This is a genomic window from Mesorhizobium sp. WSM4850 (assembly GCF_055811735.1).
On record NZ_JBVVPV010000011.1, the window covers coordinates 82,414 to 98,221 of the forward strand.

Annotated in this window: 14 protein-coding genes and 1 pseudogene; 12 read left to right on the forward strand and 3 right to left on the reverse strand. The window is 63.1% G+C overall.

Annotated elements, in window-relative coordinates:
* Window positions 1-98 precede the first annotated feature (98 nt).
* The 7 genes from AC0L2Z_RS13790 to AC0L2Z_RS13820 all read left to right on the forward strand — a co-directional run bounded on the left by AC0L2Z_RS13790 (window position 99) and on the right by AC0L2Z_RS13820 (window position 6,390).
* On the forward strand, window positions 99-785 hold the full coding sequence (locus AC0L2Z_RS13790) for a TetR/AcrR family transcriptional regulator (RefSeq protein WP_473628318.1): 687 nt from the start codon (window positions 99-101) through the stop codon (window positions 783-785).
* An 84-nt stretch (window positions 786-869) separates the two neighbouring features.
* Entirely contained in the window at window positions 870-2,762 is a 1,893-nt protein-coding gene (locus AC0L2Z_RS13795; RefSeq protein ID WP_473628320.1) for a bifunctional sugar phosphate isomerase/epimerase/4-hydroxyphenylpyruvate dioxygenase family protein, read from the forward strand.
* A 5-nt stretch (window positions 2,763-2,767) separates the two neighbouring features.
* Window positions 2,768-3,568, forward strand: a complete 801-nt coding sequence (gene pcaD, locus AC0L2Z_RS13800) for a 3-oxoadipate enol-lactonase (RefSeq protein WP_473628387.1) — start codon at window positions 2,768-2,770, stop codon at window positions 3,566-3,568.
* Window positions 3,565-3,963: a 4-carboxymuconolactone decarboxylase gene (gene pcaC, locus AC0L2Z_RS13805; protein ID WP_128166359.1), complete on the forward strand. Its 399-nt coding sequence runs from the start codon at window positions 3,565-3,567 to the stop codon at window positions 3,961-3,963. The genes pcaD and pcaC overlap by 4 nt, the downstream gene beginning before the upstream one ends.
* 2 nt (window positions 3,964-3,965) lie before the next feature.
* On the forward strand, window positions 3,966-4,724 hold the full coding sequence (gene pcaH / locus AC0L2Z_RS13810; protein ID WP_473628321.1) for a protocatechuate 3,4-dioxygenase subunit beta: 759 nt from the start codon (window positions 3,966-3,968) through the stop codon (window positions 4,722-4,724).
* Window positions 4,724-5,338, forward strand: coding sequence for a protocatechuate 3,4-dioxygenase subunit alpha (gene pcaG, locus AC0L2Z_RS13815; RefSeq protein WP_128166355.1), 615 nt, complete (start codon window positions 4,724-4,726; stop codon window positions 5,336-5,338). Before pcaH ends, pcaG begins: the two co-directional genes overlap by 1 nt.
* Window positions 5,335-6,390: a 3-carboxy-cis,cis-muconate cycloisomerase gene (locus AC0L2Z_RS13820; protein WP_473628323.1), complete on the forward strand. Its 1,056-nt coding sequence runs from the start codon at window positions 5,335-5,337 to the stop codon at window positions 6,388-6,390. Before pcaG ends, AC0L2Z_RS13820 begins: the two co-directional genes overlap by 4 nt.
* An 18-nt stretch (window positions 6,391-6,408) precedes the next feature.
* Here AC0L2Z_RS13820 and AC0L2Z_RS13825 read toward each other — a convergent pair whose 3' ends face one another.
* On the reverse strand, window positions 6,409-7,536 hold the full coding sequence (locus AC0L2Z_RS13825; RefSeq protein WP_473628325.1) for a Gfo/Idh/MocA family protein: 1,128 nt from the start codon (window positions 7,534-7,536) through the stop codon (window positions 6,409-6,411).
* 9 nt (window positions 7,537-7,545) lie between these two features.
* Window positions 7,546-8,223 carry a GntR family transcriptional regulator gene (locus AC0L2Z_RS13830; protein ID WP_473628389.1) on the reverse strand — a complete coding sequence of 226 codons (678 nt, stop codon included), beginning with the start codon at window positions 8,221-8,223 and terminating at the stop codon, window positions 7,546-7,548.
* Window positions 8,224-8,353: 130 nt separating this feature from the next.
* Here AC0L2Z_RS13830 and AC0L2Z_RS13835 point away from each other — a divergent pair, with 130 nt between their 5' ends.
* The gene (locus tag AC0L2Z_RS13835) at window positions 8,354-9,511 is read left to right on the forward strand and encodes an LLM class flavin-dependent oxidoreductase (RefSeq protein ID WP_473628327.1); all 1,158 of its coding nucleotides are present in this window, start codon (window positions 8,354-8,356) and stop codon (window positions 9,509-9,511) included.
* Between the two features lie 67 nt (window positions 9,512-9,578).
* A pseudogene (locus tag AC0L2Z_RS13840) lies at window positions 9,579-10,123 on the forward strand (flavin reductase family protein).
* A 38-nt stretch (window positions 10,124-10,161) separates the two neighbouring features.
* On the opposite strand, the gene AC0L2Z_RS13845 reads toward AC0L2Z_RS13840, so the two are convergent.
* On the reverse strand, window positions 10,162-11,205 hold the full coding sequence (locus tag AC0L2Z_RS13845) for a LacI family DNA-binding transcriptional regulator (protein ID WP_473628329.1): 1,044 nt from the start codon (window positions 11,203-11,205) through the stop codon (window positions 10,162-10,164).
* Window positions 11,206-11,323: 118 nt separating this feature from the next.
* Between AC0L2Z_RS13845 and bglB the strand changes: the two genes are divergently transcribed.
* From bglB to AC0L2Z_RS13860, 3 genes are read left to right on the forward strand one after another with little or no spacing between them, the layout of a single operon-like run.
* Window positions 11,324-12,412, forward strand: coding sequence for a beta-galactosidase BglB (bglB, locus tag AC0L2Z_RS13850; RefSeq protein ID WP_031254343.1), 1,089 nt, complete (start codon window positions 11,324-11,326; stop codon window positions 12,410-12,412).
* Window positions 12,409-13,245 carry a 5-dehydro-4-deoxy-D-glucuronate isomerase gene (gene kduI / locus AC0L2Z_RS13855; protein ID WP_027151263.1) on the forward strand — a complete coding sequence of 279 codons (837 nt, stop codon included), beginning with the start codon at window positions 12,409-12,411 and terminating at the stop codon, window positions 13,243-13,245. Before bglB ends, kduI begins: the two co-directional genes overlap by 4 nt.
* Window positions 13,242-15,767, forward strand: a complete 2,526-nt coding sequence (locus AC0L2Z_RS13860) for a hypothetical protein (protein WP_473628330.1) — start codon at window positions 13,242-13,244, stop codon at window positions 15,765-15,767. Before kduI ends, AC0L2Z_RS13860 begins: the two co-directional genes overlap by 4 nt.
* Window positions 15,768-15,808: the final 41 nt, after the last annotated feature.

Consider the following 15,808-nt stretch of genomic DNA (forward strand, 5'->3'; position numbering starts at 1 on the left):
AACGCGCCGGTAAATGAGCCGGTCGCGATTTGCGAATGATGTACTAACTGGTTAGTTTAGTCAAATGCCGGCTGCGCCGGGGCGGGAACTCAAACTGCATGGCCGTTATCAAGAAAGAACGAAAGCCGAAGCCGGACGCGAGCACGACGCGTATCCAGGACCCTGAGGGCACGCGCCGCAACATCCTGGAGATCGCCTCCAAGGAGTTTGCCCTGAACGGTTTGTCGGGCGCGCGCATAGACGAGATTGCGGCGCGCACACGCTTCAGCAAGCGCATGATCTACTACTATTTTGGCGATAAAGAAGGCCTCTACCTGCGCGCGCTCGAGAACGCGTATGGTCAGGTGCGCGAGGGCGAGGCTCAACTTGATATCGAAGGTCTGCCCCCCGTGGCGGCACTGACGCGCCTGGTGGAGTTCACGTTCGACCACCATCACCGACACGAGGAATTCATCCGCATGGTGATGATCGAGAATATCCATCACGGCCAATACCTCCAGCAATCGGATGCGATCCGCGAACTGAACGTGACGGCGATCGACCACATCTCTCGCATCTATTCACGCGGTGTCGAAGAGGGGGTCTTCCGGCCGGGACTCGACGCGATCGAACTCCATTGGCAAGTAAGCGCGCTGTGCTTCTTCAACGTTTCCAATCGCACCACCTTTTCGATGATCTTCGGACGCGACTTCGGCGCGCCGGCACAACTCGAGCGGCTCAAACGCAACAGCGTGGATATGCTGTTGCGTTTTGTCGCGAAGGACGAAGCTCCCGCAGAACGCTGAGCGGCCGAAACTTGCGGTGCTGCCAGCGTTGCCTTAGTTATGTACGAACTGGTTCGTTCAAGACAAACCGGGGAGGAGGCGCGTTTGAAGACGTCGATCGCGACGGTGTCGATCGCCGGTGACCTGGCGGAGAAATTCGCGGCAATTTCCGCCGCGGGCTTCGACGGTGTCGAAATCTTCGAGAACGATTTCCTCGCCTTTGACGGTTCGCCGCGCGACGTCGGCCGAATGGCTGGTGACACAGGTCTGACCATAACGCTCTTCCAGCCGTTCAGGGATTTTGAGGGGTTGCCGGAGCCGCAGCGCAACCGCGCCTTCGATCGTGCCGAGCGCAAGTTCGACGTCATGCAGGAACTCGGCACCGATCTGATGCTGGTATGCTCGTCGGTGTCGCCGGTCTCGCTTGGCGGGATCGACCGGGCGGCCATGGACTTTCGCGAGCTTGGCGAGCGCGCCGCCAGGCGCGGTCTGCGCGTCGGCTACGAGGCATTGGCCTGGGGGCGTCACGTCAACGATCATCGCGATGCCTGGGAAATCGTGCGCAGGACCGACCATCCGAACGTCGGGCTGGTTCTCGATTCCTTCCACACGCTGGCCCGCAGGATTGAGCTCGGCTCCATCCGTTCGATACCCGCGGACAAGATCTTCATTGTCCAACTCGCCGACGCGCCGCTGATCGACATGGACTTGCTCTATTGGAGCCGGCACTTCCGCAACATGCCAGGCGAAGGCGATCTGCCGGTGCGACAGTTCATGCAGGCGGTCGCGGCAACCGGTTATGACGGCTATCTGTCGCTCGAGATTTTCAACGACCAGTTCCGTGGCGGGTCGGCAAAGGCGATCTCCGTCGACGGACGGCGTTCGCTCGTATGGTTGATGGACCAGGTGCGGCGTGAAGAACCGGCACTTGACATGGCCATCCCGCCAATGCCCGACCGCATCGGGGTCGGAGGGGTCGAGTTCATCGAGTTCGCGGCCGATCGCCAGGACGCCGGACAGCTTGGATCGCTGTTGCGCATACTCGGCTTTGTCGAGGCCGGTCGGCACGTCTCTAAGGAGGTCACGCTCTACCGCCAGGGCGAGATCAATATCGTCATCAACACCGAGCGGCAGGGCTTTGCCCATTCTTCCTTTGTTGTCCATGGCACGTCGGCATACGCGATGGGCCTGAAGGTCGAGGACGCCGCCGCCACGGTGGCGCGCGCCGAGGCGCTGGGCGCGGAGATCTTTCACCAGCGGGTCGGGCCCGGCGAGTTGTCGATCCCGGCGATCCGCGGCGTCGGCGGCGGACTGATCTACTTCCTCGATGCCAAGACCGATCTGGCAAAGGTCTGGGACATAGAGTTCACGCCGGTCACGTCGGCAAGTTCCGGCAATGGCGTCGGCCTCACCCGTATCGATCATGTCGGGCAGACCATGGCACAGGAGGAGATGCCGAGCTGGCTGCTGTTCTATGTCTCGATCTTCAGGACGACCAAGACCCCGATGGTCGACATCGTCGATCCGGCCGGCCTCGTGCGCAGCCAGGTCATCGAAGGTCTGGACAAGCGCTTCCGCCTCACGCTGAACGGCGCCGAGAGTCACCGCACCCTGGCCGGCCATTTCATCGCCGAAACCTTTGGTTCCGGCGTCCAGCATCTGGCACTCGCGACGGATGACATCTTTGCGACGGCGGCGAAGCTGCAGGCCAACGGCTTCGAACCGCTTCAGATATCGATGAACTACTACGACGACGTAGAAGCGCGCTTCGGTCTGGATCCGGAAGTCGCCGATCGGTTACGCTCGGCCAACATCCTTTATGACCGCGACGACAACGGCGAATTTTTTCAGCTCTATGCGCCGACATTCGGAGAGGGATTCATCATCGAGTTCGTTGAACGGCGCGGCGCGTATGCAGGCTATGGTGCGCCGAACGCACCATTCCGCATCGCCGCGCAAAAACGGCTGATGCGGCCCAAAGGAATGCCAAAGCTATGACAAGTATGAACTTTGCTCACATCAATGGCGCGACGATCCACTACCGGCATCGTCCCGAAACTGGCAGGCCGACGGTCGTCTTCGCCAACTCGCTCGGCACGGATATGCGCATCTGGAACGAGGTCGAGCGAAGGCTGGCCGACGACTGTACATCCGTTGCGTTCGACAAGCGCGGACACGGCCTGAGCGAACTGGGTGGCGCGCCGCAAACAATCGAGACCCATGCGACGGACCTTGCAGGGCTGCTCGACCATCTTGGCGTAAAGCGCGCGGTGATCTGCGGGCTTTCGATCGGCGGCGTCATTGCGCAATGCCTTTACAAGACGCGGCCGGATTTGATCGAGGGATTGATCCTTTGCGATACGGCAGCGAAAATCGGTACGGCCGAGATGTGGAACGGGCGCATCAACGCGACCCTGTCGGAGGGCATCGCCAGCTTTGCCGACGACGTGATGCGAAAATGGTTCACGCCGGATTTCCATAAGAATCGCGGCGAGGAACTGGCGGGTTATAAAACGATGCTGACGCGCCAGGATCCGGCCGGCTACGCTGCTGCCTGCGCGGCTATCCGCGACGCCGATTTCACCGCGACGACCGCAGCGATCAAAGTGCCGACACTGTGCATTGTCGGCGATCAGGACGGATCGACGCCGCCTGAACTGGTGGAATCGCTGGCCCGCTCAATCCCCGCCGCACGGTTCGAGGTCATCGCTGGTGCGGGCCACATCCCATGCGTCGAGCAGCCGGAAAAGCTCGCCGGGTTGGTCCGTGGCTTCCTGAACGACATGCCAAGAGAGCGCAAATGAGCAAGCCACGACACGGCGACCGATACGTCGAAGGGATGGCGACGCGCCGTTCGGTGCTGGGTGACGCCCATGTCGACCGCGCAGAGGCGGCCAAGACCGAATTCGACATTCCTTTCCAGGAACTGATCACGGAGGCTGCATGGAGCCACGTCTGGTCGCGGCCGAACATCACCAGGCGCGAGCGTTCCATGATCACAATCGCGCTGCTCGCCGCGCTGAAGCAGGACGAAGAGGTTGCGATGCATATCCGCGCCAGCGTCAATACCGGGGCGACGCGCGACGACATACGCGAGGCGCTGCTGCATGTGGCAATCTATGCCGGGGTACCGGCGGCAAATCATGCGATGAAGATCGCCAGGAAGACGTTCGACGAAATCGACGCTCAAGCCGGCTAATCATGACCAAGTCGCGCTTTCCCGCCAACCGCACGCCGGAGATCGGCGCCTTCTTTCCGCGCGACCGCAACTGGCATCCACCGGCCTTCACGCCGGCCTACAAGACTTCCGTGCTGCGCTCACCGCAACGGCCGCTTCTTTCCCTCGACAACACGCTGTCGGAGCTTACCGGGCCGGTCTTCGGCCACAACATTCTCGGTGAACTGGACAACGACCTCATACACAATTTTGCCGGGCCGGGCGAAAGCGCGATCGGGCCGCGCATCCTCGTCTATGGCCACCTGCTCGACGAACGCGGCATCGGCGTCGCCGGTGCGTTGCTGGAGGTATGGCAGGCCAACGCCGGCGGACGCTATCGACACAAGAAGGAGACTTATCGCGCGCCGCTCGATCCGAACTTCGGCGGCTGCGGCCGCACCATCACCGGCGAGGATGGCTCCTATTGTTTCCGCACGATCCAGCCGGGGCCATATCCCTGGCCCAACGGACCCAACGACTGGCGTCCAGCGCACATCCATTTCTCGATCTTCGGGCACGGCTTCGCGCAGCGCCTGATCACCCAGATGTATTTCGAGGGCGACCCGATGATCTGGAGGTGCCCGATCGTGCGGACCATCAACGACCGCCGCGCTATTGAAGGCCTCACCGCCGCACTCGACATGGAGGCAACGATACCGATGGATGCGCGGGCATACAAATTCGACATTGTACTGCGCGGCCGCCGCTCGACGCTGTTCGAAAACCGCATCGAGGGCAACTGATGGTCCAGGCTCTCGGCCGGCTGAAGGAAAGCGCCTCGCAGACCGCGGGACCCTATGTCCATATCGGGCTGACGCCCAACTTTGCCGGTATCTCGGGCGTCTATGAACGCGACCTTGGCACCGCGATGGTCAACGACAAGACCAGGGGCGAACGCATCAGGGTCAATATCCGGGTGATCGACGGCGCCGGCTCGCCGCTGAACGACGCACTTGTGGAGATCTGGCAGGCGGACGCCGCCGGCATCTACAATTCGCCCTCGGATCTGCGCGGCTCCGCCGACCCGAACTTTACCGGCTGGGGCCGGCTGCCCACCGACATGACGACGGGCGAATGCCTGTTCGAAACCATCAAACCCGGTCGCGTGCCGTTTTTTGACGGCCGCAAGATGGCGCCGCATTTGACGGTCTGGATCGTCGCGCGTGGAATCAACATTGGCCTTCACACCCGCATGTATTTCGGCGATGAGGAAACCGCCAACGCCGAGGATCCCGTCCTGATGCGCATTGAGCAGAAAGAGCGCGTGTCAACGCTGGTCGCGCCGCGCGATGGCGACATCTACAAGTTCGACATTCATCTCCAGGGCATCAACGAGACGGTCTTCTTCGACATATGATCGCAGCATTCGACAATCCCCTCCTGTCCGGGCTTCTCGGCGATGAGAAGATGGCGACGCTGCTCGGCGTCGAGGCCGAACTTGCGACGATGCTGCAATTCGAGAAGGCGCTCGCCGACGCAGAAGCTGCGCTCGGCATCATCCCGGCGGCTGCAGCAAGCGTCATCGGGCGCGTCCTCGACAACTTCCGGCCGGAAATCCAGGCCCTGAGAGACGCAACGGCGCGCGACGGCGTCATGGTGCCGGAGCTCGTGCGGCAGATCAGGCATGCTGTCGGAGAGCCGCATTCGCAGCATGTGCATTTCGGTGCGACCAGCCAGGACGTGATCGACACGGTGATGATCCTGAGAATTCGCGCCTGTATCGACCTGTTGGAAGAACGGCTTTCGGCTCTGGTGGTCGCCTTCGCCGATCTCGGCCATCGGTTTGGCGATCGCACGCTGATGGCCCGAACCCGCATGCAGGCAGCAATTCCGATTTCCGTAGCCGACCGCGTCGCAAGCTGGCGCGAACCGCTCGTGCGCCACCATGAGCGGCTTCAATCGGTGCGGGGATCGGTTCTCGTCGTCCAGTTCGGCGGCACCGCCGGGACACTCGAGAAGTTTGCAGACAAGGGCGCCGCCGTCCGTGCCGCGCTGGCCCGGCAGCTAAGCCTCGGCGACGCGCCGCAATGGCACAGCCAGCGCGACCGCATCGCTGAGCTGGCCAACTGGCTGTCGCTTGTGACGGGCGGCCTCGGCAAGTTGGGGCAGGACATTGCGCTGATGGCGCAGGCAGGCGACGAGCTGCAAAGGGCGGGCGGCGGTTCGTCGTCCGCCATGGCGCACAAGCGCAATCCCGTCGACGCCGAGATGCTGGTGACGCTTGCCCGCTACAACGCGGTCCAATTGTCGGGAATGCATCATGCGCTGATCCATGAGCAAGAGCGCTCCGGTGCAGCCTGGACGCTGGAATGGTTGATCCTGCCGCAGATGCTCATGGCGGCTGGAGCATCGACCTGTGTCGCGGACAGGCTGGTCAGAACCATAGCGGCAATCGGAGGCAAGGGTTGACTGATCCCACTAGGCGGCTCACGCCGTGGATCTTGCGCTCTCGCAGGCATCGAGTGGGTTGGAAATGGCCGTGCCCTGGTTTGCCGACAATTGTGCGGCCATACCCATGGCGACAGCTTTCCAGCCATCATCCAGCGTCACCTCGACCGGCCCTTCGCCTCGCAGGGCGGCGCAGAACCTCTGATGCTGATAGAACGTCGAGCCGTTGTGATCGCCGGCCGTCAACAATTGCGGGTCGACCGGGATCTCGACGGTGTACGGTCCCTGCGCAAAGCGTGGGCTGACGATCAACTGCGGCGTCGGCGCCGCGCCGAGATGGGCTGGCCAGAAGCGGCCGGGACCCGGCACCAGGCATTCGACTTTACCTCGCGCACCGACGGCGCTGATCTCCTCCTGATAGCGGCTGCCCTCTGCATACATGCACAGTTCCAGCATGGCGCGCGCGCCGCTGGCGAAATCGACCAGCACGTAGCCGCAATCCCAGATATCGGGTGTTTCGCCATCATAATTTTCGTCGAGATGGTTCACTTCCTGTCCGGCCGACGCCATGATTCTTACCGGTTCCGATTTCAGGATTAGCCGCATGAGATCGAAGAAATGGCAGCATTTTTCGACGAACGTGCCTCCCGATCGACGGTTGAAGCGGTTCCAGTGGGCCACCTTGTCCAGGAACGGGTAGCGATGTTCGCGGATTGTCAGCATCCGGATGCCGCCGGTGGCGTTCTGCGCCTGCTCGATGAATCGAGCGACCGGCGGCATATAGCGGTATTCCATCGCGACCCAGACTGGTGCGGTATAGGTCGCGGCGAACGCCTTCACCGCGGCTGCGTCGACCGGATCGGTGAAAAGCGGCTTCTCGACCAGGATGGGCAGCGCACGGATAGCAGCGACTTCCCTAAGCTGCGCGAAATGCACATAGTTCGGACTGGCGATGAGCAAGCAGTCGACGCGCGGATCGGCCGCCACCTCCGCGACCGAGCCGGCGATCGACGCTTGCGGGGCGAGGACTGCCGCGCGTGCGCGCATCATCGCGTCGGGCTCGAAGATCGCCGCGACCCCGACATCGGGCAGCAGCGCGATATTGCGAAGATGCTCCTGCCCCATCATGCCGCAGCCGATGATGCCGTAGGAAATGTGCTTCGCCATATCCGTTCCCTATCGCAGCCGCGCGACATAGCGCGCGACGCCATGATCAAACCAGGTCCTGGAAAACTCCGCGCTGGCGCCGTCCTGCATCCAGCCGGTACGCTCGATGAAGCCGGCGGCAGCGCCCGGCGCGAGGCCGAATTCTGGCAGCGCCCATCCCGGCACCTGGCCGACCCCGACGCGGTCCTCTGCACGCAAGATCCAGAAGCCGAGCGCCTTGCGGTAGTAGAGATAGAGCGAATCCGACAGTTCTTCGATAGCAACCGTCTCCACACGGGCACCGTCGAGCCAGATCTCCTCCAGCGCCGCCGGCTTGCCGCTGAGGCTCCGCAGCCGCCTTATTCTATGGGCCTCGCTGCTCGACCCGAACACCGGCAGGTCCATCGGTTTCGCCAGCCGATCGACTGACAGAACGTGCGCCGTCGGCAGCCCGCCTCCCTCCAGGAGTTCCAGCCGGAACATGGAATAGACACTGGCCACGTCAGGTTGCGAACGTACGTAGTTGCCGGAACCCTGGATGCGACTGAGCAAGCCCTTGCGCTCGAGATCGCCGAGTGCCTTGCGCAAAGTACCGACCGCTATTCCGAGCCCCGCAGCCATGTCGCGCTCCGGCGGAAGCTTTTCGCCCTCAATCATCCGCCCGGCCGCGATCTCGCGAATCAGCATTTCGCTGACCTGCTGATGCATCGGAAGCGCATAGGCGTTTCTGGACGTTGTCACATTGTCTCCAACGCAAAATTGATACACTATTGATCTACACAAACACGAATGATATGCAACAGGGAAATCCAGTCTCTGACAACGAGGAGTGCCGACATTGACGGTCGTTCCGGTGACGTCCGCAGATCTCGATGCTGCTGAAGTGTCGTGGTTTTCCGCTTTGTGCTCCGATGATTTCCGCTATCTCAGCGTACCGGATGGCGCGCTGCGGTCGAGTTGGGAGCACTGCTCCGATATCGTCAAGACAGCCGAAGGACTGGGCTTTCGCAATATCCTGTGCCCCTCGTCCTATCAGGTCGGCCAGGATACTCTGTCCTTCGTGGCGGGCTGCGCTCCGATAACCCATTCGATCAACCTTCTCGCGGCGGTGCGTTGCGGCGAAATGCAACCGATCATGCTGGCGCGCACGCTCGCAACGCTCGACCACATGCTGAAGGGCAGATTGACTGTAAACGTCATCTCTTCCGACTTTCCCGGCGAACTCGCCGACAGCCGCTTCCGCTATCAGCGTTCGCGCGAGGTCATCGAGATCCTGCGTCAGGCCTGGACGCGCGATGAAATCAACCATCAGGGCGAGGTCTACCAATTCGGGAAAGTAACCGCCGACCCCGCAAAGCCCTACCAACAGAATGGCGGGCCGCTACTCTATTTCGGCGGCTATTCGCCCGACGCGCTCGAACTCTGCGGCGCACAGTGTGACGTGTATCTGATGTGGCCGGAGGCGAAGGACGTGTTGGCGCACCGCATGCGTGATGTTCACGAGCGTGCAGCCGCCCATGGCCGCACATTGGATTATGGCCTGCGCGTCCACGTGATTGTGCGCGACACCGAAGCCGAAGCCCGCGAATATGCCGAGGAACTGATTTCGAAACTCGATGACGAGCAGGGCAGCGTTATCCGCGGCCGCGCACTGGACGCGACATCCCTGGGCGTCGCGCACCAGGCAAAGAACCGCGCCGGCGCCGACGCACAAGGCTATGTCGAGCGGCATCTGTGGACCGGCGTTGGCCGCGCACGCTCCGGTTGCGGCGCCGCGATCGTCGGCTCGACCGATCAAGTCATGTGCGAGATCGAGGAATACCGGAAAATGGGCATCCGCGCCTTCATCTTCTCCGGCTATCCGCATCTCGACGAGGCCCTGTCCTTCGGCAAGCGCGTGCTGCCGAACATCAACACCTGCTCGCTGCCGCATGTCTATAGCCGGGTGCCGGAAATCACCCGGGCGACTCCGCTCGGAACCGGGGAGCGGCGATGATGATGCTGCGAAGGCGCGTCAACGAGATTGAAGCTTCCACCGCAGCCCTTGGCCAGGAGGGCGCCTGATGTACCACTTCCTCAACCCCGAGCAGCAACCGATGAAAAGCTTCGTGCCCGGCCCCGACCGCAAGCGCGAGTTCCGCGACGCGCTCGGCCGGTTTGCGACCGGTATCACCGTCGTCACCACGATGACGCCTGATGGTCCCGTCGGCATCACCGCGAACAGCTTTGCATCGGTGTCCCTCGACCCGCCGATCGTGCTCTGGTCGATCGGCGGCATTCGAGGCGCTTTGCCGCCTTCGCTGGTTGCGAGCATTTCGCGGTTCATGTCTTGGGCGCGGAGCAGATCGAGCTGAGCCAGCGCTTCGCTCGCGCCGGTCAAGCCTTCGACGGCCTCCCGCACGATCTGAACGATGCCGGCGTGCCGCTGCTGGGTGACTGTCTGTCGCGGTTCGAATGCGTGCGGATCTCCGGGCATGAGGGCGGCGACCATTTGATCGTCGTTGCCCGCGTAACCGCCGCGACCTTGCGAGACGGCGAACCTCTGCTTTTCTTCGGCGGAGGTTACGGACGCTTCGAAGACGGTTCGAACGTGGCCACACCGATGTAGCGATGGCCTGGCCCGGACAGCGGTGTGAACCATACGTCTCAGGCGCGAACCGGGCCGGTCGACTGGCGTTGCACGATATGGCAGGCGAATTCGATACGGCGCGGCGGCAGGTCCCCGCCGAGATCGGCGAGCAGGAGGTCGAGCGACGCCGCGCCGATCTCGCGCATCGGAATATGCATCGTCGTGAGGGGCGGGTTTTGGAAAGCTGCCTGCGGAAGGTCATCCATGCCCATGACCGACACGTCGGCAGGCACCTCGTAACCCGACTTCCGGATCGCCATCATCGCGCCGATAGCGAGACTGTCGCCCGCGGCGAGCACGGCTGTGAAATCGAGGCCACGCGCCTCGATGCGCCGCGCAATCGCTTCCGCCGCAAGGTCCGGCAGCCAATCCGCCACCTCCACGGCCAGGTCGCCGGCCGCCAGGCCGCACTCTCGCAGTGCATCCTGCCAGCCCTCGAAGCGACGCTCGATCGTGCGCCGCCCGCGTCGCATCAGGAACAGGATGCGCCGGTGGCCGAGGTCGAGCAGGTGCTGCGTCGCGAGATGCGCCGCCGAGCGGTTGCATGGCGTCAGGCTCGAATAGTGCATCGCCGGGTCGTCGCCGTTTATGAGCACGATCGGCTTGCCGAAACCGCCGGTCAGCGTCAGCACCGCCTCGTCGTCAAGCGTCAGAAACAGGCAACCGACGACGCTCTTGTCTTGCCTGGCCTCATTGAGCAGCGCGATCTGCTCACCGGCGTCGGCGATCGAGCGCGACACCAACTCGACACCGAGAGTTTTTGCGCGCTCGTTCAGTCCGTCGAGCACATAGAAGGTGAACTGGTTGCGGCCATAGTCGATCCTCGCAGCGTTGCTTGCGGCGAGGATCACCTTGCGGCCGGCGATCGACGTGGGGATCGTGTAGTTCAACTTCCTGGCGGTTTCGATGATCGTCGACCGAAGGTCGCCGCGCACGCCCTTGCCGCCAGCAAGCGCCCGCGACGCCGTGCTGACGGATACGCCACAGCGCGCGGCGACGTCTTCGAGCCGCACGCGCCGGCTGGGCGTGCCGCGCTTCCCGCTTTCGACCTTGACGACCATAGGCTGTTTCCTCACCAGGCCTCATGCTGCAAAAAAATTTCAGATTGCGCAATAAAAATTCCTGTGGCACCCATTTGCCCGACATCGCGCAAACTTGGGAGGAGTGGTGGCGTCGTCCATGAGAGATATGCGCTCAAAGCTCGACCTGCTCGTGCGCGGCATGACCGGCCTGCGCCATGACGGCCGTTTCGACGAGCCCAACCTCGACGGCACGGCCGGCGACTACATCAGCTTCGATTCCTGGGAATGGCCGCAGGGTGTAGGCCTCTACGGCCTCGTTTGCCTCTGGCGGCACAATCGCGACCCGAAACTCTTGAAGACAATCGAAGATTGGTACGAGCGCCATTTAAGGGCGGGCCTGCCGCCGATGAACATCAACACCACCGCTCCGATGATGGCGCTGGCATTGCTCTGGGGCGAGACACGCGACCAGCGCTGGGAAACGCCTCTCTGCCAATGGGCCGAAAGGCTGCTTCGCGACATGCCTCGCACGCCCGAGGGCGGGTTCCAGCACAATGTCTCAGACAAGATCAACGACGACGAATTGTGGGACGACACGTTGTTCATGGCCGGCCTGTTCCTCGCTTTCCACGGCCGCGCGGCCGGCCGGCAAGCTTGCATCGACGAGGCTGTTCGCCAGTTCCTCGTCCATGCGCGCTATCTCGCCGACCCGAAAACCGGCTTGTGGTTCCATGGCTGGACATTTGCCGGCCGACATAATTTTGCCGGCGCTCTCTGGGCCCGCGGCAACGCCTGGATCACGGTCGGCATCCTCGACCTGATCGAAAATGGTGGTGTCGGCAAGCCAGTCGAAGCCTATCTGCTCGGCGTGCTGGAAGCGCAGATCGAAGCGCTGCTGCGCCTGCAGGCGCCATCGGGAGCATGGCACACTTTGCTCGATGACCCGACCTCCTATGAGGAGATGTCGGCCACCGCCGGCATCGGCTATGGTCTCATGAAAGCTGCGCGCCTGGGCTTCGGGCCCAAGGCGTGCGGTCCAGCGGGCCGGCGCGCACTCGACGCGGTGCTGGCCAGCATCGACGAGAACGGCGTGCTCGGAAACGTTTCCTATGGCACCCGCATGGGCCATGATCTCCAGTTCTACCGCGACATCCCGATCCAGCCTACCGGCTACGGCCAGGCCCTGGCGATCCTCTGCCTCACCGAGGGGATGATCCATGCCGAAGCTGACGAGGCAGCGGCATGACGATGCGCGTTCTCTTCGGCGCCGGTCCGGGCGACATCGATGGCTACGGAACGGAGCGGCTGCGCGCCGAGTTTCTGGTGGAGCGGCTGTTCGAGCCCGGCCGTATCGCCTTCGCTTACACCCATGTCGACCGCATGATCGTCGGCGGCGCGTGCCCAACCGGAGAGCCGCTGAGTTTCGGCGATGGCGCGGACGTCGGCACGCCTCATCTGTTCACCGCGCGCGAGATGGGCATCGCCAATCTCGGCGGCGCAGGAACGGTGAGCGTCGACCAGCAGCGCTTCGCGCTCGCCAACCGCGATGTGCTCTATGTCGGGCGCGGCGCTAAGCAAGTGACGCTCGAAAGCGACAGCGCCGCGCACCCCGCCTGGTTCTACATGAACTCGGTTCCGGCCGGCGCAGACATCAAGCATCGGCTGATCACGAAATCCGAGGCGAAGCCGCTCGAACTCGGCGAGGAGCGACGCGCCAACAAGCGCACATTGCGCATGTACATTCATCCGGAAGTCGCGCCTTCCTGTCTGTTGCTGATGGGCATCACGGATCTCGCTGCGGGCAGCGTCTGGAACACCATGCCCCCTCACCTGCATGAGCGGCGCATGGAAGCCTATCTCTATTTCGATCTCGCGGCGGAAGATCGGGTAATCCATCTGATGGGACGGCCGGACAATACCCGCCATCTGATCGTGGCCAATGGCGACTGTGTCATCTCGCCGGCCTGGTCGATCCATATGGGCAGCGGAACCGGCCCCTACGCCTTCGTCTGGGGTATGACCGGCGAGAACCAGGCCTATAACGACGTGTCGCCCGTGCCCGTTGAGACGCTGCGATGAACACCGTGGAACCGATCACGCACGATCTTACGCTGCGCCGGCCGCTCGCGCTCGGCGGCCCCGTCGTTTACTGGCTCGTCGGCACGACGTCCGAGCAGCGCTACGATGTTGCGGATCAGCCGATGCAAGGGGAGATGGATCCCTTCTTCTTCCTGACCAAGCACAAGAATTTCATCCCGCACGAATATCCCTGCCGAACCGAGTTTGCCGCCGAACGCCGCGGGAAACGGCCCGAGCCGCAGGGCGTGTTCGAGCCGGACCGTGTTTGGCTTCCGTTCGGCTCGCCCCGTGTCGACCTGTCGGGCTTCTGGTTCCGCCCGACCGTGGTCGCCACCTGGGCAAGTACCGTGCTCGATGCAGGCTCGGACGGCCAGGCGCGGCTGCGGCTGCGCACCTGCGGCGGCGCCGTTTTGTTCGTCAACGGGATAGAGGCCGGCTGGATGGCGCCCTACGGGCGCAATCTCGAGGCTTCTCAGGATTTCGAGGTCGATCTCGTCGCCGGCGCCAACGAGATCAGCATCTGGTTCGACGATCTCGCCGAGCGTGACGCACGCTACTTCTTCCAACTCGACTATCTCCGGGGCCCAACTGCCGAACAGGTCTTGCCCACGACCGTCAAAGGCGACGTCGCGGCGGCCATGGAAGCCGCTCTCGACGCGATGCATTTCGAGCGTCCATTTTATTCCGGCGGCGAAGTGGCGCTGGTGACGGATGTCGCGCTGCCGGTTGCGGTGGATGTAGCTGTTGTGATCGAGGGCGACTTCATGTCGATCGAGGCGCCCGTGATCTTCCGCCGCCGCATCGAAGCGGGGGCAAGACGCATCACGATTGCCGCCACGGAAGACCTTCCCGCCGACTTCCGGCATTTTGCCGTATCGCTCTCATCTTCAGGCTTTGTTGCCCAGCGGGTCTTCGGCGTCGAGATCTGTCATGCGGCGCGTCAGGGCCGCGCTCCCGCCGTCCTTGCCGACAGGATCGGCGAAGCCCTGGAACAGGTCTCCAACTTCGCAGAGGCCGATACCGTGCGGGCGCTGGCGCGGCTGGCGACCGGCCGTGGCGGCGCCGAAACCGACGCCATCATTGCTGCTGCACTGCCGGCGATCGAGGATTGCCACGACTGCGCCGATTTCATCCTGGTTCCACTGCTCTGGTGCCGTCGTGCCTATGGCAACAGGATCGCGGTCGATCTCCGTCACCGCATTGACGAGGCGATCCTCAATTATCGCTATTGGATGGATGAGCCGGGCAACGACGTGCAGTGGTACTTTTCCGAAAACCACGCGCTTCTGTTTCACACCGCGGCTTATCTCGGCGGCCATCTCCTGCCCGATGCCCGCTTTGTCCGCTCGGGGCGCACCGGCGCGGAGCAGTCGACCGTGGGCCTTGCGCGCGTGCGCGCCTGGCTTGATCATTTCGAGGCATGGGAGATGGCGGAATTCAACTCCGCCCCTTATTTCCCGATCGATCTCAAAGGGTTGACGATCCTGTACGCGCTTGGGCCAGACGCCGATGTGCGCCGGCGCGCCGGGGCTGCGATCAACCGCCTGCTCGAGATCGTCGCCCGCTCGGCTCAGCAGGGCATGCTTACCGGCGCACAGGGCCGCTCCTACGAACACACGCTGCGCGCCGCCCGTTCGCTGGAACTTTCTGGCATTGCACGCATGCTGTGGGGCAAAGGTTTCTACGGCATGCGCTTCCACGCCCTGCCGCAGCTTGCGCTCTGCCTGCGCGACCATGGGCTCCACGTCCCGCAAGAACTGACCGGTATCGCCTGCATGGCCGGCGACGACGCGCAGGAATGGTGCTTCGCGCAGGGCCAGAACCGGATCGCCAAGCTCTACCACTACAAGACCCGCGATTTCGCCATGGGAAGCGCAGCAGCCTATCGCTGGAACGAATGGGGTTATCAGGAAACGGTGCTGCACCTGCGCCTCGGCGGCAATCCCGACGCGCAGATATGGATCAACCATCCGGGCGAGACAATTCATTCGGGCTATGGCCGTCCGTCTTACTGGGGCGGCTCCGGATCTCTGCCGCGCGTGCATCAATACCGCGACCTGGCGGTTGTGTTGTTCAGCTGCGCTGCCGAGCAACCCGACTTTACCCATGCCTGGTTCCCACAGAGCGCGTTCGACGAAGCGAGGGTCAAGGAACATATAGCTTCGGCGCGCGGCGGCGATGGGCTCGCGATGCTGAAGGCCGACAGCGCCTTCGAGCTCGTCGGCCGCGGGCCGATGACTGGAAACGAGTTGCGCGTGCCGGGCCATCAAGCCGCGTGGATCATCCGTCTGGGCCGGCGCCGGCAATACGGGTCGTTGGAGGAATTCGAGGCGCAGTTTTCCCAGCTCGCGCTCGGCCACGGAAAAAACGGCCTTCTGCATGTCAATGACCTGGAATACGGCGACGTGCTGTTTCATCCGGATGGCCGCATGGAGGCTGAGGGCCGTGTCATCGATCCGGCCGACTGGCAGGTCACGGGCGAAGCCACGTTCTTCGCAGCCGACTCGATCGCAACCAGGTGAGGATCGGATCAAAAGGAGCCCAACAAGCAGCAGCTCGGACA